Origin of the sequence: Massilia sp. CFBP 13721 (genome assembly GCF_014842025.1) — a bacterium.
Taxonomy (GTDB): domain Bacteria; phylum Pseudomonadota; class Gammaproteobacteria; order Burkholderiales; family Burkholderiaceae_D; genus Telluria.
In genome coordinates this window covers 1-20,489 of the sequence record NZ_JACYUY010000017.1, presented here as the reverse complement: position 1 = coordinate 20,489, position 20,489 = coordinate 1, and the positions used below count along the sequence as shown (strand labels likewise).

Genomic DNA, 20,489 nt, shown 5'->3' with positions numbered 1-20,489 from the left:
CTCACTCGAATGAATCGTGGTTTCTATACCATCATGGCGGCGCAGTTTTTCTCGTCGCTGGCAGACAATGCGCTGCTGTTTGTAGCCATTGACGTGCTGGTGACGATGAACGCGCCGGCGTCGCTGACGCCGCTGCTCAAGCTTTCATTCGTCCTGTTCTACGTGCTGCTGGCCGCCTTTGTCGGCGCCTTTGCCGATTCGCTCCCGAAAGGGCGCGTCATGTTCATCGCCAACCTGATCAAGGTGTTCGGCTGCGCCCTGATGTTCATGACCGTGCACCCGCTGCTGGCCTACGCCGTCGTCGGCTTCGGCGCGGCCGTGTATTCGCCCGCCAAATACGGCATTCTGACCGAACTGCTGCCGCCGGAAAAACTCGTCCCCGCCAACGGCTGGATCGAAGGTCTTACCGTGATGTCGATCATCTTCGGCACCGTCCTCGGCGGCGCGCTGGTCAGCGACAAGGGCTCCGCCCTGATCCTCGGCCTGGACCTTCCCTTCATCGACACCGGCATCGACACGGTCAGCGAAGCGGCGATGGCCGTCGTCGTGGTGATCTACCTGCTGGCGGCCCTGTTCAACCTGCGCATTCCCGATACCGGCGCGCGCTACGAGCACCAGCAGCACAATCCGATGAAACTGATCGCCGACTTCGCCAACTGCTCGGCCACGCTCTGGAAGGACAAGCTGGGACAGATTTCGCTGGCCGTTACCACCCTGTTCTGGGGCGCCGGCGCGACCTTGCAATTCATCGTGCTGAAGTGGGCCGAGCGTTCGCTGCACATGCCGCTCGACAAAGCCACCAGCCTGATCGGCGTGGTCGCGATCGGCGTCGCGGTCGGCGCGGCCATGGCCGCGCACGTGGTCCCGCTGCGCAAATCGCTGACCGTGATCCCGGTGGGCATCGTGATGGGCCTGGTGGTGACGATCATGGTGTTCGTCCACGAGGTGATCATCGCCTACCCGCTGCTGGCGCTGATCGGCTTCCTGTCGGGCTTCTTCCTGGTGCCGATGAACGCGCTGCTGCAGCACCGCGGCCACGTGCTGATGAGCGCCGGCCACTCGATCGCGGTCCAGAACTTCAACGAAAACCTGTCGATCCTGACCATGCTGGCGCTGTACGCGATCATGATCACACTGAACGTGGACCTGACCATCATCATCGTCCTGTTCGGCCTGTCGATCGCGGGGATTACCTTCCTGATCATGCGGCGGCACCAGTACAACCAGGCGCAGCATGATTCGCTGGCCTTGATTGGCGAGCACAAGCATTGAGCTTGTTTGGAATGCAAATTATATTTGCATAAATTGCAATATTACCAAACAATATTTCGCATGTTTTCCTTGGCGCTTCTCGCCTCGGCACGAGCGCGCCAGTCGTTCGGGACGATGAAACCGCGCTCGACTTCTTCCACCAGGCCCGGCGCCGCGCGCACCACCGCCACCAGCACCGGCGCGGCGTTGGTCTCGAACTGCGCTTCCAGCGCGGCATGCAGCTGGGCGGCGTTCATGACGGCGACGTCCTGTACTGACCGGAACGGCGCCAGCCATTGCAGCTTGGGCAGCACCATGAAGGCGTCGGCGCCAAGGGTGCCGAGTTCGCCCAGCGCGCACCAGAAACCTCGGCAGTGGCCGGCGGTGATGCCGCTCATCGCCGGCCAGCTGCCGCTCGGATAGAACAGCCAGCCTTTGACCAGCGCGCGCGCCGCCGTCACCGGGCGCGGCAGCAGCGGCTGGGCGGCCGGATGCGCGCCCAGTTCGAGCTGGCGGCCGAAAATCTTGCGCATCTTGGCGCCCAGGCTGTCGGCCAGGTTGGGGCCGACCAGGGCATCGAATTCCTGCCCCGCCTCGCCCTGCAGCAGGTAGAACTTGGTGGCGAACTCGATGTGTTCGAGGGCGTCGGGACCGGCGTCCAACAGGAAGTCGAACTCGCCGACCGTGTCGTTGCGGTTGGCGCGGATCTGCAGGCCGTGCGCCACCAGCCGTCCCTGCTGCTGGAAATAAAAGGCCATCAGCTTTTCGGCGTACAGGCCAAGGCGCGTGTAGACGCGCGCGCCGAGTGCCGCGTCGAGCGGCGCCGGGTCGTGGTCGAGGCCGGCCAGCCAGCGCGCCACTTCCGGCGTCACCGACCCGGTCGAGGCGATGCGGCCCTGCCAGTGCGGCGCGGCGGCGTCGAGCAGGTCGGGCGAATCGAGCAGCCAGGCCAGCGCGCGCACGCGCGCACGCCGCAGGTGGCCCCAGCGGCGGTGGAAGTCGTGCTGGTAACTAGCGGGAGCGTCCTGCATCCACAGCTCTCGCCCGGCACAGGTCGGCCCAGGCCAGCGCCTTGTCGCCGCCGCGGCGCAGCAGTTCGCCCGGATGCAGGGTCGCCACCAGCGGCACCGCGCCCAGCGCATGGGTCTTGCCGCGGGTGCCGGCCAGCGGTTCCTGCAAGGGCTTGCCGAGCAGGCCGTTGGCGGCGATCTGGCCCAGGGTCAGCACCACGCCGGCGCCGGTCAAGACCAGCTCGCGCTCGACGAAGGGACGGCAAGCCGCCGCCTCCTCGGCAGTGGGCGCGCGGTCGCCACCGTTGGTGGAAGTTGGACGGCATTTGACCAGGTTGGTCACGTAGACGTCGCGCTCGCGCGCCAGGTCGACGGCGGCCAGCATGTTGTCGAGCAGTTTGCCCGCTTCGCCGGCCAGCGGCGCGCCGGCAGCCTCGTCGGCGACGCTGCTGGCGCCGGCCGCGACGAACCAGCGCGCCTGTCGGGGGCCGGCGCCGTAGACCGGTTTGCGGCCGGCGCAGTCGCCGCAGCGCGTGCAGCGCGCGATCGCGTCGCGCAATTCGTCCCAGCCCATGGCGGCGATGGCGTCGAGGCTGTCGCCCTGTTCTTCCTCGACGGCTGGCGCTGCCGGCGGCGTCCATGGCGCCGGCGCGGGCGCCGAGGTGCGCGGAATCTCGCCCCAGGCCGGATCGCGCGGCGGCGGTGGAATGACGCCGGGCGCATGGATGCTCGGCGCCTCGGCCACCGGCCCGGCCTCGACAGCCGCCGGCGCAGCTACCTGTTCCTCCACCTGCTCTTCAGCCGCCGGCTGACGGCGCAGGCGCCACAGCGGCGTGATGCCCATCTCGGCCAGGAATACTTCGTCGCGTTCGTTCACGTTCATACCGCATGCCTCATCACGATCGCGTCTTCGCGCTTGCCATCATGGGCGGGATAATAGCCCTTGCGGCGGCCGATTTCGGCAAAGCCGAAGCGTTTATACACGGCCAGCGCGCGCGCGTTCGACGGCCGCACTTCCAGCAGCACCGATTCGGCGCCCATTTCCCTGGCCCGCGCACACAGGGTGTCGAGCAGATAGCGCCCGAGGCCGGTGCCGTGGCGCGTGCCGGCCACGGCGACGTCGAGCAGGTGCGCCTCGTCGAGCGCATACATCAGCAGGAAATAGCCGGCCAATTGCCCTTCGGCGTCGCGCAGCAGCCAGGCGTCGTAGCCGGCCTTGACCGAGTCGCTGAAGTTGGCCCGGCTCCACGGGTGGGGAAACACGCTGCATTCGAGCGCGTGCACCTCGTCGACGTCGTCCAGGGTCATCGGAACCAGCGCCAGGCCGGCCGCTGCGCTTGCTTCCATCATGCGCGTTTACCCTCGACTGCACCTTCGGCCTTGGCGGCAGCATTGGCAGCATTGAGGGCCTGGCGCTCGGCGCTGGTATAGGCGACCTTGTTGCGCAGGTAGAGCGGCTGCGCCTGCGCCGCCGGCACGCCCTGCCCGGCCGCCAGCGCGGCCGCGCCGATGCGCGCCAGGTCGCGCGCGTGCGGCACGATACCGCTGTCGGCATCGGCGGCGAAGTCCTTGCCGGCGAACGCATCCGGATAGACGGCAAAGCCGTTGCCGCAGGCGGCCAGGCCCGCAACCGGCTGCGGCGCCACCAGCTCGGGGCTGGACAGGGCTGGTTCGATGACGGTGTGCCAGGCGCCGTCGCCGAAGCGGTATTGCGCCCAATAGACTTCGTTCATGCGTGCGTCGAGCACGGCCAGCACCTCGGCCGCACCGCTGCGCGCGCGGCAAGCCTCGGCCATCGCCTCGAGCGTGTTCAGCGGCAGCACCGGCAGGTCGGCGCCAAAGGCGAGCCCCTGGGCCACGCCGCAGGCGGTGCGCACGCCGGTGAACGATCCCGGTCCGGCGCCAAAGGCGATCGCGTCGACCTCGGCCAGCTTGACGCAGGCTTCGGCCAGCAGTTCCTGCACCATCGGCAGCACGGATTGCGAATGGGTGCGCACGCCGCCGGATTCGCGCGCGATCACGGTGTCGTTGGCCAGCAGCGCGCACGAGGCGAGTTCGGACGAAGTTTCGATGGCAAGGATGATAGGCATGCGCTATTTTAACCCGACGCGCGAAGCCGCCGCCATCGCCGGCGCGGCGCATATGACCCACAAGCGCCCGCCGCAAGGTAGAATCCGCTCATGCATAGCCTGACACTCGATTCCAGCAACCGCGACCAGCTGGCCGGCGCCTTCGACGGCGGCCAGTGGATCGTCGCCTGCCTGTGCGCCGCCTGGTGCGGCACCTGCGGCGGCTACCGCGCCGCCTTCGATGCCCTGGCCGCGCGCCATCCGGACATGACCTTCGTCTGGATCGACATCGAAGACCAGGCCGACGTCGTCGGCGACCTCGACGTCGACAATTTCCCAACCCTGCTGCTGCAGCAGGGCGACACGGTGGCCTTTTTCGGCCCCATGCTGCCCGACGCCCAATTAGCCGAGCGCCTGGTGCTGGCCCAGGCCGAGCTGGCCCCGGAGGAGTTGGCGCGCCTGGCCCGGTCGACCGAGGAACGGCGCGGCTGGCAGCGCGACTGCAACCTGCAGGTCCTGCTGGAGCAGGCTGGCTGAGCGCGTGAGGCGGCGGATCGAATCGAAAAAGCCAAGCTTGCCAGATATGCCAGAATAAAGGCAAGAACGCTTCAGCACGGATCGTTTTTGCCTTTCATTCGCCGCACCAGCCCATGCCGCTCACCAAACAATCCTTCCACGCGCTGTTCGACGCGTCGCCCAACCCCTACCTGGTCCTCGACCTCAAGCTCGACATCGTCACCGCCAATCGCGCGTATCTCGCCTCCACCGGCCGCGCCCTGGCCGACATGGCCGGGCGCTCGTTCCGCGATGCGTTTCCCAGCGATCCGGACACCATGGCGCAAATGACCGCCTCGCTCGAGCGCGCGATCCGCACCGGGCGCAGCGACACCATGGCGCTGCTGCGCTACGACATCCCGCGTGCCGAGGCTGAGGGCGGCGGCTTCGAGACGCGCTTCTGGACCATCACCCACACGCCCGTGTTCGACGACGCCGGCACGGTCGAATTCGTGATGCAGCACCCGATCGACGTGACCGAGATCGAGCGCATGCGCAGCGCGGCCCGTGCCAGCGACGAAGGCGACGAAACTGAACTCCTGGCGGCGCGCAGCGGTTTGCTCAGCCGCGCCCAGCACGTCTACCAGCAAAACCTGACACTGCAGGCCGACGTCGAGCGCCTCAACGCCCTGTTCCAGCAGGCGCCGAGTTTCATGGCGGTGCTGCGCGGTCCCGAACACGTGTTCGAACTGGTCAACGATGCGCTGCTCGAACTGATGGGCGAACGCGACTATCTCGGCAAGACCGTGCGCGCGGCGGTGCCGGAACTGGCCGGCCAGGGTTTCTTCGAGCTGCTCGACGGCGTCCACGACAGCGGCGAAGCCTTTGTCGGGCGCGCCATGCCGGCGCGCCTGCGGCGGCGCCAGGGTGGCCAACCGGGCCAGCTGGAACTGCGCTACCTCGATTTCATCTACCAGCCGATTGTCGGGCCGGACGGCCAGGTCCAGGGCGTGTTCCTGGAAGGCACGGACGTCACCGAGCAGGTGCAGGCGCTGGCCGAGGTCGAGGAAAAAGTGCGCCGCCTGGAGAGCGCCGAGCGCCAGCTGGCCTTCCAGCTGGAACTGGCCGACAGCCTGCGCCCGCTGTCGTCGAGCGCCGACATCGCCGCCACCGCCACGGCGGTGCTCGGCCGGCGCCTGGGGGTGGCGCGCGTGCTGTTCGCCCACCTCGACCCGGTAACCAGGCTGCTGGGGGTGCGCGGCGACTGGAGCCACCCCGAGATGGACAGCCTGACCGGGCAGGACCTGCAGGTGGGCCAGTTAGGCTTTCGCATCGATGGCGACCTGCTCGCCGGGCGCCCGCTGATGGTGGACGATGCCGCCGATCTCGCCGCCGCCGGCCCCTGGTGCACCGTCGACGCCAGTTTCGGCGCGCGCTCGCACCTGACCGTGCCGGTGATCGAAGCCGGCACGCTGCGGGCGGTGCTGAGCCTGCACCGCCCGCTGGCGCACCACTGGAGCGGCGAGGAACTGCGCATGGCGCAGGACATGGCCGAGCGCACCTGGGCCGCGGTCGAAGCGGCGAATGCCCAGCGCACCCTGCGCGCCGAGCGCGACGAGTCGCAAACCATCTTCGACAGCATGATCGAAGGCTTCGGCCTGCTCGACCGCGACTGGCGCCTGGTCAAAATGAACGCCGCCGGCCTCAAGCTGCTCGGGCGCGGCGGCGAAGTGCTGGGCCTCGATTTCCGCGACGCCTTCGCCAACATGCGCGGCACCAGCATCGACAGCCTGTGCCGCCACGTGAAAGCGAGCCGCGTGGCCGACATCGCCGAGTATCCGTACCCGCTGGCCGATGGCGGCGTGCGCTGGCTGGAAGTACGCGCTTTTCCGGCGCTGGAGGACGGCGTCGCCCTCTTCCTGCGCGACGTCACGCTGCGCCGCGATGCCCAGCAGCGCCTGCGCGACACCGCCGAGCGCCTGCACTTCATCCTCGAATCGGCTGAGCTGGGCGCCTGGGAAATGGACCTGGCGACCGGCGTCTCGCGCCGTTCGCTGCTGCACGACCAGTGCTTCGGCTATGGCGCGCCGGTGGCCGAGTGGAGCGTCGAGATTTTTCTCCAGCACGTGCATCCGGACGACCGCGCGGCGGTCGCGGCCGATTTCCATCGCGCGATCGCCCGCAACGAAGTGTGGCAGGCCGAATGCCGCATCATCTGGCCCGACGGCAGCCTGCACTGGATCGCGATCTTCGGCGCCATGCACGCCGGCGCCGACGGTCCGGGGCGCATCGCCGGCATCGTCTACGACATCAGCGAACGCAAGGCGGCCGAGGAAAAGCTGCGCATCGAGGGACGGCGCAAGGACGAGTTCCTCGCCATGCTGGCCCACGAACTGCGTAATCCGCTGGCGCCGATCGGCGCGGCCGCCCAGATCCTCTCGCTGGGCGAGCCGGACGCCGCCAAGGTGAAAAAGACCAGCGCCATCATCACGCGCCAGGTCGCCCACATCACCAGCCTGATCAACGACTTGCTGGACGTGTCGCGCGTCTCCGGCGGCCTGGTGCGCCTGGAGAATGCGCCGGTCGACGTCAAGGATGCGGTGGCCGACGCGGTCGAGCAGGTGCGCCCGCTGGTCGAGGCGCGCGGCCACCGGCTGGAAGTACACCTGGCGGCCGAGCACACGATCGTGCAGGGCGACCGCAAGCGCCTGGTGCAGGTGCTGTCGAACCTGCTCAACAACGCCGCCAAGTACACGCCGCCGCACGGGCGCATCGTGATGCAGATGGAAATGAACGACGACGAGGTCGTGCTGTGCGTGATCGACGACGGCATCGGCATGACGCCCGAGGTGCAGGCCGGCGTGTTCGACCTGTTCACCCAGGCCGAGCGCACCCCGGACCGCTCGCAGGGCGGCCTCGGCATCGGCCTGGCGCTGGTGCGCAGCCTGGTCGAACTGCATGGCGGACGGGTCGCCGTCCACAGCGAGGGGCTGGGGCGCGGCAGCAAGTTCTCGGTGGTGCTGCCGCGCCTGCGCCGGCCGGCGGCGCTCGAGCCCGGCCAGTCGGTGCAGCCGGCCGGCCAGGCGGCCGCGGCGCCGCTGCGCATCCTGGTGGTGGACGACAATGTCGACGCCGCCCAACTGCTGGCGATGTTTTTGGAGGGCGCCGGTTACCGGGTCGCGGCCGAACACGACCCGGCGCGCGCGCTGACGGTGGCGGCGCAGGAGGATTTCGACGTGTTTTTGCTCGATATCGGCCTGCCCGGCATGGACGGCATCGAACTGGCGCAGCGCCTGCGCCGCCTGCCGCAGGCCGAGCACGCGCTGCTGGTCGCCATCACCGGCTACGGCAGTCCGCAAGACCGCGAGGCGGCACTGCGGGCCGGCTTCGACCACCACTTCGTCAAGCCGGCGCCGCTGGATAAACTGCTGGCGATTTTTGCGAAGCGTGCGCCGGTGGCGCAGTTGTAAGCGTGCGTGGTTTGTAGGGTGGGCGGCTACACCCGTTCATCCGCATTCACGCGGCACCTGCGCCGCGTAGGCGCCGACAGGCCAGTTTAGCCGCCCACCCTACGAGAACCGGACTCGATTATTTACCGGCCGTCGCCGACGGGAAGAACACCTGGCGCCCATCGACCTTGAACGCCGCGATCAGCTGCTGGCCTTCAGGCGAGGTGATCCACTCGACCAGCTGCATCGCGCCCTTGTAGTTCAGGTCTTTCGATTTCGCCGGGTTGACGGCGATGATGCCGTAGGGGTTGAACATCTTCGGGTCGCCTTCGACCACGATCTGCAGGCCGGTCTTGGCTTGATAAGCGAGGTAGGTTGCGCGGTCGGTCAGCGTGTAGGCGCGCAGTTCGGCGGCCATGTTCAGCACTTCGCCCATGCCCAGGCCGGCCGACACGTAGGCGCTGCCCTGCGGCTGGCTGCCGGCCTGCTTCCAGTAGGCCTTTTCCATCTGGTCGGTGCCGGAATTGTCGCCGCGCGAGATGAATTTGGCGCCGCTGGCGGTGATCTTCTTCATCGCGGCCAGCACGTCCTTGCCGCCCTTGATGCCGGCCGGGTCGCTTTCCGGACCGGCGATGATGAAGTCGTTGTACATCACGTCGCGCCGGTTGACGCCATGGCCTTCGGCCACGAACTTGTCTTCGGAAGCGCGCGCGTGCACCAGGGTGACGTCGACGTCGCCATTCTTCGCCAGTTCCAGCGCCTTGCCGGTGCCGACCGAAATCACCTTGACCTTGGCATTCGCCCTGGCTTCGAATTTCGGCAGCAGGTATTGCAGCAGGCCCGAATTCTCGGTGCTGGTGGTGGTCGACAGGCGGATCGCCTGCTGGGCCAGCGCCGGCATCGAGGTAGCCAGCAGGAGGCCTAGCAGGGCGAGGTGTTTCTTCAAGTTGGACATGACGTGTTTCCTTTTTTAGTGAAATCCATGGTGAAGCAAGATGGTGCGGCCCTGCTCGCCCAGCACGAAGCGCACCAGGGCGGCGCCCGCGGCCGAGCCCGCGCGCGCGCCGATGGCGTAGGCGCTGCGCACGTTCAGCTCGTCCGGGATGCGCAGGACGTTCAGCTCGGGCAACGCGGCTTTGGTCTGTACCGCATTCGTGCAGTACATGACGTAGGCGTCGGCCTTTTTCTGTTCGAAGGCGGCGATATAAGGGGTCGTGGCGCCCAGGGCCGGCGTAGCCGCGCCGGACAGTTTCAGCGCCTTGGCGTCGAACAGCGCGTACAGGCCGGGCTGGCGCTTGTCGGCATTGCGGAAGAATTGCCAGGTGTAGTCGCCCATCGGATCGCTGACCGGGGTCGAGGTGGCCAGGCGCAGCGCCGGACGCGCAAGCACGTCGAGCAAGTTGTCGACGCGCAGTCCCACGGCGGGTGTGCTGACGACGCACAGGTCGTTGTGGGCGAATATCTGCGGCGTTTCCAGCAAGCCCTGGCGTGCGAGGGCATCGGTGTGGTCGCTCGAGGCGGAGGCGAAGACGTCAAACGTACGCCCGGCTTCGATCTCCTGGCGCAGCTTGCCGGAAGGTCCATATTCGGCTTTGAATTCAGCCCCGCCGGCCGCGCGCCATGCGGCCAGGATCTCGGTCATCGGCGCGCGCAGGCTGCCTGCAGCCAGCAGCACGGGCGCACCGCTGCCGTCCACGCCTGGCGCCTGCGCGAGCGCGCTCACGGGCACGAGCGCAGCGAGAACCGTTCCACCAAGCACCCGCCGCATTCCACGCTTCCCCATCGCCGCTTTCTATGATCGTTATCAGTGTGCTATGGTAAGCCGCCCTCGAAAACTTTCAATATGAACATGTTTGCATATGTTGTCTCCTGAAGATGTTGCACGTTAAGCTAGCCTATACCTTCGCCCGCAATGGCGGCATGCGCATGCAGCTCGAAAATCCCCTGTTCGACATCCTCTCGGCGATCCACGCGGCCGGTTCGGTTGGCCAGGCAGCAACGCGGCTGCAGCTGTCCTACCGCCACGTCTGGGGCGAGCTCAAGAAATGGGAAGCCACCCTCGACGCCGGGCTGATCGTCTGGGAGCGCGGCAAGCGTGCGCGCCTGTCGCCGTTCGGGGAAAAGCTGCTGTTCGCCGAGCAGCGCGCCAAGATGCGCGTCCATCCGCAAGTCGAGAACCTGGTGGCCGAGATGGAGCGCGAGTTCGCCCTCGCCTTCGATCCGGAAGTGCACGTGATTCCCATGTTCGCCAGCCACGACATCGCCCTCTCGCGCCTGAAGGAATTCCTGGCGCGCGACGCCGGGCTGCACCTCGACCTGCAGTTTCGCGGCAGCCTCGAATGCATCGAGGCGCTCTCGCGCGGCGACTGCCTGCTGGCCGGCTTCCACGTCAGCGAAGACCGCGGCCAGGGCAGCATGGCGCAAAAAGCCTTCAAGGCATTGTTGAAACCCGGCCGCCACAAGCTGATCAATTTCGTCGGCCGCCAGCAAGGCTTGATGCTCGCCCCCGGCAACCCGAAGCGGATCGCGGGCGTGCAGGACCTCAAGCGCGCCGAGGTGCGCTTCGTCAACCGCCAGCCGGGTTCCGGCACCCGGCTCGAGATCGAGCAACTGCTGGCCGGCGCCGGCATTGCGGCGTCGAGCGTGAATGGCTTCGAGCGCGCCGAACCGACCCACCTGGCCGTGGCCGCTGCCGTCGCCTCGGCGCAGGCCGACGTCGGCTTCGGCATCCAGGCGGCGGCCGCCGCGTTCGGACTCGATTTTCTTCCGCTGCTGCGCGAGCAGTATTATTTTGTCTGCCTCAAGGAAGCGATCGACCAGGCGCCGATCGCCAAGCTGCGCGAACTGCTGCGCCGCAGCGAGTGGCAGGGCCTGACGGCGGACCTGCCCGGCTATGACATCGAGGGCGCCGGCGACGTGCTCCGCCTGAGCCAGGCGCTGCCCTGGTATTCGTTCAGAAAGCCAAAATGAACGCCGGCGTGGAGGATGCGGGCGGCCTGCGCTTCGACCGCGCCGAATGGGCGGCCGCGTTTGCCGACCTGGGCAGCTTCATTCCCTTCGTCGTCGCCTACGTCACCGTGTTGAAGATGGACCCGGTCGGCATCCTGCTCGCCTTTGGCGTGGCGCTGGTCGGCTGCGGCCTGCTGTACCGCACGCCGGTGCCGGTGCAGCCGATGAAGGCGATCGGCGCGCTGGCGGTGGCGCAGGCCGGCGTGCTCGGGGGCGGCATCACCGCGGCGACCGTGGCGGCGGCGAGCCTGGTCACCGGGCTGTTCTGGCTGCTGCTGGGCGCCAGCGGCGCGGCCGCGCGCCTGGCGCGCCTGATCCCGAAGGAAGTCGTGTGCGGCATCGTGGCTGGACTCGGCCTGTCGTTCATGCTGCAGGGCGGACGCATGATGGCAGGCGACTGGCTGGCAGCCGCTGTCGCCTTTGCGATCGCCGTGTCCCTGCGGCGCAGCCGGCGTTTCCCGGCCATGCTGGTCCTGCTCGGCGCGGGCTTCGCCTATGGCGTGCTCAGGGCGCCGGCCATGTGGGAAGCGGCCAGCTTCGGCTTCGCGCCGCGCTTGCCCAGCCTGGCCGTGGGCGACCTGCGTTGGCACGATTTCGTCACCGGCACGCTGCTGCTGGCCCTGCCCCAGCTGCCACTCACCATGGGCAACGCGGTGATCGCCACGAGCGAAGAAAACAACCGCCTGTTCCCGGATCGGCCCACCAGCGTCAGGCAGCTGGCCTTGTCCACCGGCGCCATCAACCTGGCCGGCGGCCTGGCCGGCGGCATCCCGATGTGCCACGGCGCCGGCGGCATGGCGGCGTATACCGCCTTTGGCGCGCGCAGCGGCGGCGCGCCAATTATCTTCGGCATCACGCTGACGGTCCTTGCGCTGTGCTTTTCCGATTCGATCGGCTTCCTGCTGCAAGCGGTACCGGCCGCGGTGCTGGGCACGATCCTGCTGCTGGCGGGCGGACGGCTCGTGATGGGTAACTTGCCGCGCGGCGCAGGCTGGCGCACGCTGCTGACGGTCGTGCTGACGGCGCTGGCCGCGCTGTGGAACGTCGGCTTCGGCTTCGTGGTGGGCATGGCGCTGCACTGGGCGCTGCGCCGGGTCTGATCACGCCAGCCGCAGCAGCGGCAGTAGCACATGGCCCTCATCCTCAAGCGCCGGTGCCGTCTTCGCCATGCCGGTCGTCGTACGCGAGTGCCTCTCCCTTCCCGGGTCCCCACGCTTGCAGCAGCTCGCCCGGCGCCACCGGCCGGCCATACAGGTAACCCTGCGCGCGCGTGCAGCCGTGGCGCAGCAGGAAGGCTGCCTGTTCTTCGTTTTCGACGCCCTCGGCGATCACCGAGAGGTGCATGCTCTTACCCAGCTGGATGATGGCGATGGCAATCGCTTCGTCGTTCGCGTCGAGCGCGATGTCCTTGATGAAGCTGCGGTCGATCTTGAGCACGTCGACCGGCAACTTTTTCAGGTAGGCCAGCGACGAATAGCCGGTACCGAAATCGTCGATCGCCAGCCCCACGCCGAGTGCGTGCAGTTCGTGCACGAAGGCGGCTGCGTCGCCCGTATTCATGATCAGCGACTCGGTGACTTCCAGTTGCAGCCGGCGCGGCGCGAGGCCGGTCTCGGCCAGCGCCCGCGCAACCCGCGGCGTCATCGCCCCGCGCTCGACCTGGCGTACCGACAGGTTGACCGCCACCTTCGGCACCACCAGGCCAGCCTCGTCCCAGCGCGCCATCTGGCGGCAAGCCTCGAACAGCACCCATTCGCCCAGCTGGTGGATGAAGCCGGTGTCCTCCGCCATCGGGATGAAGCGCACCGGACTCACCGGGCCCAGCTCGGGATGATGCCAGCGTACCAGCGCCTCCACCCCGATCAGGCGCCTGCTGGCGATGTCCACCTGCGGCTGGTAATGGACAACCATCTCGCGGCGCTCGAGCGCGCGCCGCAGCAGCGCTTCCATGCGCAGGCGTTCGACGCCCTCGCCATCCATCTCGGGCGCATAGAACCGGTAGCCATTCCTGCCGCCCGACTTGGCCTGGTACATGGCCACGTCGGCGTTTCGCACCAGTACGTTGGGATCCTGGCCATCGCCGGGGAACACGCTAATGCCGATCGAGCCGGTGCTGAACAGTTCGTGGCCGGCGACGGTGAAGGGCTGCTCGAACAGGGCCATCATCTTGGCCGCCACCTGGCCGGCGCCGTAGCTGCCGTCGACGTTCTCGAGCAGCACGATGAATTCGTCGCCGCCCAGGCGCGCCAGCGTGTCGCCTTCGCGCAGGCGCGCGTGCAGCGCGCCCGCCACCTGCTTGAGCAACTCGTCGCCGACGTGGTGCCCGAGCGTGTCGTTGACGTTCTTGAAGCGGTCGAGGTCGATGAACATGACGGCCAGCTGCTGGTGTTCGCGCGTCGCGCGGCCGATCGCATGCAGCAGCCGGTCCTGGAACAGCAGGCGGTTCGGCAGGCTGGTGAGCGGATCGTGATGCGCCAGGTAATCCAGCTCGTCCTGCGATTGCTTCAGGCGCGTGATGTCGCTGAAGACGCCGACGTAGTGGGTCACGCGGCCTTCGTCGTTGCGCACCGTGGACACGGTCAGCCATTCGAGGAAGCTCGCGCCGTCCTTGCGCGTGCTCCACAGCTCGCCGCGCCAGAAGCCGGTCTCGCCGAGCTGGCGCCACATGCTCCAGAACAGCTCCTGGTCGTGGCGCTCCGCGCGCGTCACGCTCCACGGCTTGCCGATGACGTCGGCGGCCTCGTAGCCGGTGATATGGGTAAACGCGGGGTTGACGGTGACGATCATGCCGTACATGTCGACCACCATCACGCCGTCGGCGATGTGTTCGATGACGGTGCTCGACAAACGCAGCTTTTCCTCGTTCTGCTTGCGCTCGGAGATGTCGGCGAATACCCAGACGTTGCCGGCCTCGGGGTGGCCGGGGTCGATCGGGCTGCCGCTCACCAGGCACCACAACAGGCTGCCGTCGCGGCGCCGGAACTGGCGTTCGTGGCTGGTGTCTTCGCCGCGCGCCAGACGCGGGAAGAATTCGTCTTCGGCGCGGGCGTGATCACCATCGGAGACGAACAGCACCGAGGCCGGGCGCCCGGCCAGGCTGCCTTCGGCATAGCCGAACAGCTGCCCGGCGCGGCGGTTGACCGAGACGATCCGCCGCTCCCGTGTAAACACCACGCCGAACATGACGTTGTCCAGGATGGCGCCCTGCTCCGCGAGCAGGGCCCCAATCCGCATTTCGTTGTGCTTGCGTTCGCTGATGTCCTGGATGATGCCGTCGACCCAGAAACCCTCCTCGCCGGGCAGGCGCTGCGGCTGGCCGCTTTCGAGCACCCAGCGCTCCCGGCCGGCGGCATCGAAAATCCGATACTCGACTTCGTAGCTGCGCCCGGATGCCAAGGCGTCGCGCACGGCCATGCGCCGCAGTTCGCGGTCCTGGGGACAGATCAGGTCCGACCAGGCGGCGGTATCGCCGCGCATGAGCGTGGCCGCCGGGATGCCCGCAATGCCCTCGATCGCCTCGCTGACGAATTCGACCGCGCCCAGGGCCCTGGCCCGGAATACCGCGCCCGGCACCTGGCTGACGATCGTCCGGAATTGCTCTTCGCGCCGCGCGATGTCGACGAACAGGCTGCGGATGGCCACACGCATGCGTTCCATCTGGGTGCCCAGGCGCCCAAGTTCGCCCGGTACGTCGAGCTGCAGCGGGGTATCGAAGTCGCCGCCGGAGAGGCGGTCGGAAAATCCGGCGAGCGTGCGCAGGGGCGCATGCAGGAGCCGTCGCAGAAAGGTCAGGATCAGCAGCAGCGAGGCCAGGACCTGCACCGCCAGCACCAGCGCGTAGTCGCGCTGCTTGCGGCGCAGCGCCTGTTCGCTGCGCAGGTCGTCCATCTCGATCGCCACGCTGCCGATGGGCCGGTTCCCCATGACGACCTGGCGCTCGGCGCGCAGCACCCGTCCCCGTGGGCGCGCGGGCGCACGCGCGTCGATGACGTCGACGACGCCGCCAGCGCGCCGGCCGCGGACCTGGATCCGGAGCACGGACGGGTCGCGCATGACCGCATCGACCAGGGCGCGCGCGGCCATCCCGTTCATGTCGCGCAGCGGCTCCTGCATGCCCAGCGCGAGGATGCCGGCGTTGCGCTGCAAGGTATCGTCCAGTTCGGCAACGGTCCTGCTGCGTTCCTGCACCGCCAGCAGGAAGTAAGTGGCCAGCAGCGCCGGGATCACGAGGCCGCCGACGACGACCATCAGCATGGCGCCGTACGCCGACCTGAAGTACAGCCTGCCCTCTTTCGACATCAATCGGCGCAAATCGATCCGTGGCATGGTGGTGGCGGCAGTGGTTGGCGCCGGGGTCGCCGGCCTGGGTCGAGGAAATATTGACGCCGCCTATCATCGCACAGCCGCGCCTGTGCACGGCGGTGGCGCTTGCAACCGTGCTCAGGTGTTACGGCGCGGGTAGCCCTCGGCCAGGATGCGCTGCCAGACCAGCTCTTTCTGTTCGGCCGGCATCGAGACCCAATGCGCCACTTCCGCCACGGTGCGCCCGCAGCCGCGGCAGACGTCGTCGAAGGTGGTGGAGCAGACGGCAACGCAGGGGGTGTCGGGACGCTGCGGGAGCGTCCCGACAGGGCGCTGCGGGAGCGCCACGACAGGGCCATGCTTAAGTTCCCCGTCAGGGCGCTGCGGGAGCGCCATCGCCTTATCGTGCTGGTCCGACATCGAGCTTATCCCAGCCTTCGTGGCCGAGTTGTTCCATGGTCTCGATATTCTTCTCGAAGATCTCGGCGGCATCGGGAAAGGCGTCGACGGCGCGCTCGATGCTCTCCTCGCGCAGCAATTGCAGGATCGGATACGGCGCGCGGTTGGTGAAGTTTTCGATGTCGTTCTTGTCGGTATCGGCGAACTGGTATTCAGGGTGGAAGCTGGCCACCTGCAGTTCGCCGTCGAGGTGCATGTCCTCGACCGCGGCGTCGGCGACGTCGAGGAACTCGTTGTAGTCGAGGAAATCGTCGAGCACGAAGGGGTGGATCAGCAGCGTCGTGTCGACCTGCTCCGCCGGGGTGTCGGACAGCAGTTGCAGCTCGTCCATCAATTGCTCCAGCAGCGCCTCGGGCGTGCGCGCCGGCGAGACGACGTAGCGCACCTGCTCCTTGACGTAGACGGCTTTGGCGAACGGGCACAGGTTCAGGCCGATGACGGCCTTTTCCAGCCAGCGGCGGGTGGCGCCGACGATGGCGTCGTCGTCGGCATTGGGGTTGGCAATACTCATAAGAAAGTTCTCGATAGAAAAACGGGCTTGCACATCGCGGACGTGCATCCCGGATTGTACGCACAGTTTGCGTGTGCTCATAGGTCAAGCATTCGAGGCGGGTAACTTAAAACTGCGTTGAAACTGCGTTGAACCTACGTTGGAAACATGCCGGGCAAGGCCGACCTCCCGGCACGCATTGTCTATTTCATTGCCAACTCAGTAATAAACCGCAATGGCTGAGTTGTTTCCTTGAAGAATGATTTGCAAATGGGCGATTTCGCATACACCCGGCCAGTATGCGCATACGGTGACAGCGCTTGCCTATGAAAATTGCTGATTGAGGGCGCATACCCCTGCAAAATGTTATCAAAAACATTTCAAATTAGCAAAAAGAGTAGACAAGATATTTTGTAACCGCTCGGGATTACTGCTTGACTGCCTCATCAGGGCCTCCTTACACTGCCCCCTTATCGTCAGTCCCGCAGTTCCTGGACGCAACATACTGGAAAGCTATGTACGACATGACCCGCACTACCTCTATTGCTGCCGCGCTGGCGCTTTTGCTCTCGGCTCCTCTCGCCCACGCCATCGACACTGCCCCGGTCAACGCGCTGCAAGGCGCTGCCGTCATGCGCCCTGCCACGGTATCCGCGTCGGCCGGCGCCGCTTCGTTGAAAATCGACGAATACAAGGAAACCGATGTCTGGGGCCGTATCCGCAGCGGCTACGCCATTCCCGACATCGACAACAACCTGGTCGAGCGCCACGTCAAGTCCTACAGCCTCAAGCCGGAATACATGGCCCGCATTTCCGGGCGCGCTTCGCTGTACATGTTCCATGTGGTGCAGGAACTGGAAAAGCGCGGCATGCCGACCGAACTGGCCCTGCTGCCGATCATCGAATCGGCCTTCAACCCGCAAGCCCTGTCGACCGCCAGCGCGGCCGGCCTGTGGCAGTTCGTGCCGGGCACCGGCAAGGACTACGACCTCAAGCAGAACATGTTCAAGGACGAGCGCCGCGGCGTGCTGGCCTCGACCGATGCTGCCCTGACTTACCTGCAGCGCCTGTACACGATGTTCGGCGACTGGCAGCTGGCCCTGGCCGCCTATAACTGGGGCGAAGGCAACGTGCAAAAGGCGATCAAGAAAAACCAGGCGCTCGGCAAGCCGACCGACTTCGAAAGCCTGGCCGACCTGATGCCGGCGGAAACGCGCAACTACGTGCCGAAGCTGCAGGCGGTGAAGAACATCGTCGGCAACCCGGGCCAGTACAACGTCATCCTGCCGGTAATCGACAACCAGCCGTATTTCACCGCGGTCGACAAGACCAGCGACATCGACCTCGCGATTGCCGCCCAGCTGGCCGAAATGTCGGTCGACGAGTTCAAGGCCCTGAACCCGCAGTTCAAGCGCCCGGTCATCACCGGCGACGACCGCACCAAGATCCTGCTGCCGCAAAAGAACGCCGAGAAATTCCACCTGAACCTGGCGCAGTGGGGCCAGGCACTCTCGACCTGGACCACGCACCGCATCACCGGCGCGCGCGAAAGCATCGCCTCGCTGGCATCGAAGTTCGGCACCACCCCGGAAGTCATCCGCCAGGCCAACAATATTCCGGCGCAAACCCGCCTGAAAGCCGGCTCGACCATCCTGGTACCGAAAACCTCGGCTTCGATGCACTCGGACATCGCCGAAAACATCGTCGAAAGCGCCGTCATGGCACTCGAAGCCGACCGCGGCGACAACCGCAGCGGCGCCCGCACCCAGCGTTTCAAGGCCAAGGCCAAGGCCACTGCCGCGTCGAGTTCGCGCGTTTCGCGCAACACCAATAGCCGCCGCAAACACCGTTAAGCCTTGCCCGCGACCTGCCGCCCGCGCGGCAGGTCGCATCTGTCGTTCGCGACCCGCCTCTGCATGCGCTAAATCACCGGCTCCCCGCCCAAGCTTTGCGCCACCTCAAAACAAGCACCCTGTGCAAGCATTCCCAAACTAGGGTATGATGTCGTTTGTGCGCTGCAAAATAACCCCTCGACACCCTGTCGACGGCATGTACCGCGTACGAAAATAAAACAAGCAGCATCGCAGCCAGGCCTGTCACTCACGACAGCCTCCCATAAAGCCCTCCCGCCCTGCGTGTCGAACTTTTGACACCGTCCCGGCGCAAAGCTTTTGTGCCGAAATTTCTTTCATTTCTGAGTCATTTCGTTCTGTTGGTTCGCGTTGCTATTTTGCGCTCGCACTCACACATGATGAGCGCTGATCACTACCGAAAGAAAAGCAAACAATGAGTTTTGAAGCACTAGGCCTCCACGCCACGATCGTCAAAGCAGTGACCGAAGCAGGTTACACCGTCCCGACCCCGGTCCAGGCGCAAGCCGTCCCGGCAGCCATCGGCGGGCGCGACCTGCTGGTGTCGTCGCAAACCGGCTCCGGCAAGACCGCGGCCTTCATGCTGCCGGCCCTGCACAAGCTGGTCAGCGCCGAAGTCGCGCCGGCACCTGCACGCACCCCTGCGCAAGAAGCGCAGTCGGCCCGTTCGCGCGGCGAGCGCGTTCGTTTCACCGCAGCCAAGCCAAAGATGCTGGTGCTGACCCCGACCCGCGAACTGGCCCTGCAGGTCACGACCGCGACCGAAAAATACGGCAGCTACATGCGCCGCATCCGCGCCGTGTCGATCCTGGGCGGCATGCCTTACCCGAAGCAGATGCAACTGCTGTCGAAGAATCCTGAAATCCTGGTCGCCACCCCGGGCCGCCTGATCGACCACATGGAGTCGGGCAAGATCGACTTCTCGGAACTGCAGATCCTGGTGCTGGACGAAGCCGACCGCATGCTGGACATGGGCTTCATCGACGACATCGAAAAGATCGTCGAAGCGACCCCTGCCACCCGCCAGACCATGCTGTTCTCGGCCACGCTCGACGGCGTCGTCGGCAACATGGCGCGCCGCATCACCAGGGACCCGCTGGTGATCCAGATCGCCAGCGCCTCGAACCGTCACGAGAACATCTCGCAGCGCGTGCACTTCGTCGACGACCTGTCGCACAAGAACCGCCTGCTGGACCACCTGCTGCGCGACGAGTCGATGGACCAGGCCGTCGTCTTCACCGCCACCAAGCGTGACGCCGACACCATCGCCGACCGCCTGAACATCGCCGGCTTTGCCGCCGCCGCGCTGCACGGCGACATGCACCAGGGCGCCCGTAACCGCACCCTGGACAGCCTGCGCCGCGGCCAGGTGCGCGTGCTGGTGGCAACCGACGTCGCCGCGCGCGGCATCGACGTGCCGACCATCACCCACGTGGTGAACTACGACCTGCCGAAGTTCCCCGAGGACTACGTGCACCGTATCGGCCGTACCGGCCGTGCCGGTCGCAATGGCCTGGCGATCTCGCTGGTGAACCATGCCGAAAACATGAACATCAAGCGGATCGAGCGCTTCACCAAGCAGCTGATCCCGGCAACCGTGGTCGAAGGTTTCGAGCCGAAGCGCTCGGCGCCACCGGCACGTACCGGCGCCCGTCCAGGCGGCTGGAAACCAGGCGACGGCCGCAGCGCCGCCAAGCCAGGCCAGCGCAGCTTCAGCAAGCCGGGCGCACCACGCGAAGGCGGCTACAACCGCGAAGGTGGCCACAACTCAGCACCTCGCGGCCCAAGCAGCGGCGCCCCCCGCCGCGAAGGCAGCAGCGGCGGCTACCGCGGCAGTAACCCGCGCTCGGCCGACGGCGCCCGCCGCAGCTTCGGCGACAACTGATCGTCCGTGCATGAATAAAGAACGGCTGCCTCGGCAGCCGTTTTTTTTCGTCTGCCGTACGGGACCGCGACCCGATGCGCGGTCAACGACAACGATGTATTTGCGTCCCGATCCGCGTGGGCTCGGGTCGCCCACCCTTGTATTATGCTTTCTGAGCTTATTGCTCACTTTAACCCGAGGAATCACTCGGGTTCGAGCA

The 20,489-nt window shown here is 66.7% G+C and carries 16 protein-coding genes; 7 read left to right on the top strand and 9 right to left on the bottom strand.

Annotated features, from left to right (window positions below; translation table 11 throughout):
• Positions 1-9 precede the first annotated feature (9 nt).
• A complete protein-coding gene (gene lplT, locus IFT60_RS16400) occupies positions 10-1,272 on the top strand; it encodes a lysophospholipid transporter LplT (RefSeq protein ID WP_192053439.1) in 1,263 nt (420 codons plus the stop codon).
• 41 nt (positions 1,273-1,313) lie between these two features.
• On the opposite strand, the gene IFT60_RS16395 is transcribed toward lplT, so the two are convergent.
• Genes IFT60_RS16395 through tsaB form a run of 4 tightly spaced genes read right to left on the bottom strand, consistent with a single transcriptional unit; the run spans position 1,314 to position 4,351 of the window.
• Positions 1,314-2,282: a DUF1853 family protein gene (locus IFT60_RS16395; RefSeq protein ID WP_192053437.1), complete on the bottom strand. Its 969-nt coding sequence runs from the start codon at positions 2,280-2,282 to the stop codon at positions 1,314-1,316.
• The gene (locus IFT60_RS16390) at positions 2,263-3,144 is read right to left on the bottom strand and encodes a uracil-DNA glycosylase (protein ID WP_192053435.1); all 882 of its coding nucleotides are present in this window, start codon (positions 3,142-3,144) and stop codon (positions 2,263-2,265) included. Before IFT60_RS16390 ends, IFT60_RS16395 begins: the two co-directional genes overlap by 20 nt.
• Positions 3,141-3,611: a ribosomal protein S18-alanine N-acetyltransferase gene (rimI, locus tag IFT60_RS16385; RefSeq protein WP_229510921.1), complete on the bottom strand. Its 471-nt coding sequence runs from the start codon at positions 3,609-3,611 to the stop codon at positions 3,141-3,143. Before rimI ends, IFT60_RS16390 begins: the two co-directional genes overlap by 4 nt.
• Positions 3,608-4,351 (bottom strand): tRNA (adenosine(37)-N6)-threonylcarbamoyltransferase complex dimerization subunit type 1 TsaB, encoded by a 744-nt coding sequence (tsaB, locus tag IFT60_RS16380; protein WP_192053433.1) that lies wholly within the window; start codon positions 4,349-4,351, stop codon positions 3,608-3,610. Before tsaB ends, rimI begins: the two co-directional genes overlap by 4 nt.
• A 90-nt stretch (positions 4,352-4,441) precedes the next feature.
• Here tsaB and IFT60_RS16375 point away from each other — a divergent pair, with 90 nt between their 5' ends.
• Complete coding sequence (locus IFT60_RS16375; protein WP_192053431.1) at positions 4,442-4,867, top strand: thioredoxin family protein; 426 nt, start codon at positions 4,442-4,444, stop codon at positions 4,865-4,867.
• A gap of 113 nt (positions 4,868-4,980) precedes the next feature.
• Entirely contained in the window at positions 4,981-8,295 is a 3,315-nt protein-coding gene (locus IFT60_RS16370; protein WP_192053429.1) for a PAS domain-containing protein, read from the top strand.
• A gap of 118 nt (positions 8,296-8,413) precedes the next feature.
• On the opposite strand, the gene IFT60_RS16365 is transcribed toward IFT60_RS16370, so the two are convergent.
• The gene (locus IFT60_RS16365) at positions 8,414-9,229 is read right to left on the bottom strand and encodes an ABC transporter substrate-binding protein (protein ID WP_192053427.1); all 816 of its coding nucleotides are present in this window, start codon (positions 9,227-9,229) and stop codon (positions 8,414-8,416) included.
• A 15-nt stretch (positions 9,230-9,244) separates the two neighbouring features.
• Positions 9,245-9,997 (bottom strand): molybdate ABC transporter substrate-binding protein, encoded by a 753-nt coding sequence (gene modA, locus IFT60_RS16360; protein WP_374001060.1) that lies wholly within the window; start codon positions 9,995-9,997, stop codon positions 9,245-9,247.
• A 152-nt stretch (positions 9,998-10,149) separates the two neighbouring features.
• On the opposite strand from modA, the gene IFT60_RS16355 reads away from it, so the two are divergent.
• Together IFT60_RS16355 and IFT60_RS16350 are read left to right on the top strand one after the other, a co-directional pair.
• Positions 10,150-11,244 (top strand): substrate-binding domain-containing protein, encoded by a 1,095-nt coding sequence (locus tag IFT60_RS16355; RefSeq protein WP_192053424.1) that lies wholly within the window; start codon positions 10,150-10,152, stop codon positions 11,242-11,244.
• Positions 11,241-12,383 carry a putative sulfate/molybdate transporter gene (locus IFT60_RS16350; protein WP_192053422.1) on the top strand — a complete coding sequence of 381 codons (1,143 nt, stop codon included), beginning with the start codon at positions 11,241-11,243 and terminating at the stop codon, positions 12,381-12,383. The genes IFT60_RS16355 and IFT60_RS16350 overlap by 4 nt, the downstream gene beginning before the upstream one ends.
• Positions 12,384-12,426: 43 nt before the next feature.
• Here the strand turns inward: IFT60_RS16350 and IFT60_RS16345 are convergent, their stop codons facing one another.
• The 3 genes from IFT60_RS16345 to IFT60_RS16335 all read right to left on the bottom strand — a co-directional run bounded on the left by IFT60_RS16345 (position 12,427) and on the right by IFT60_RS16335 (position 16,555).
• On the bottom strand, positions 12,427-15,609 hold the full coding sequence (locus IFT60_RS16345; RefSeq protein WP_192053420.1) for an EAL domain-containing protein: 3,183 nt from the start codon (positions 15,607-15,609) through the stop codon (positions 12,427-12,429).
• 114 nt (positions 15,610-15,723) lie between these two features.
• A complete protein-coding gene (locus IFT60_RS16340) occupies positions 15,724-15,933 on the bottom strand; it encodes a DUF1289 domain-containing protein (protein ID WP_192053418.1) in 210 nt (69 codons plus the stop codon).
• A 52-nt stretch (positions 15,934-15,985) separates the two neighbouring features.
• Complete coding sequence (locus IFT60_RS16335; RefSeq protein WP_192053416.1) at positions 15,986-16,555, bottom strand: DUF1415 domain-containing protein; 570 nt, start codon at positions 16,553-16,555, stop codon at positions 15,986-15,988.
• A 494-nt stretch (positions 16,556-17,049) separates the two neighbouring features.
• Here IFT60_RS16335 and IFT60_RS16330 point away from each other — a divergent pair, with 494 nt between their 5' ends.
• Complete coding sequence (locus IFT60_RS16330; protein ID WP_192053414.1) at positions 17,050-18,387, top strand: transglycosylase SLT domain-containing protein; 1,338 nt, start codon at positions 17,050-17,052, stop codon at positions 18,385-18,387.
• Positions 18,388-18,820: 433 nt separating this feature from the next.
• Complete coding sequence (locus IFT60_RS16325; protein WP_192053412.1) at positions 18,821-20,290, top strand: DEAD/DEAH box helicase; 1,470 nt, start codon at positions 18,821-18,823, stop codon at positions 20,288-20,290.
• Positions 20,291-20,489 lie beyond the last annotated feature (199 nt).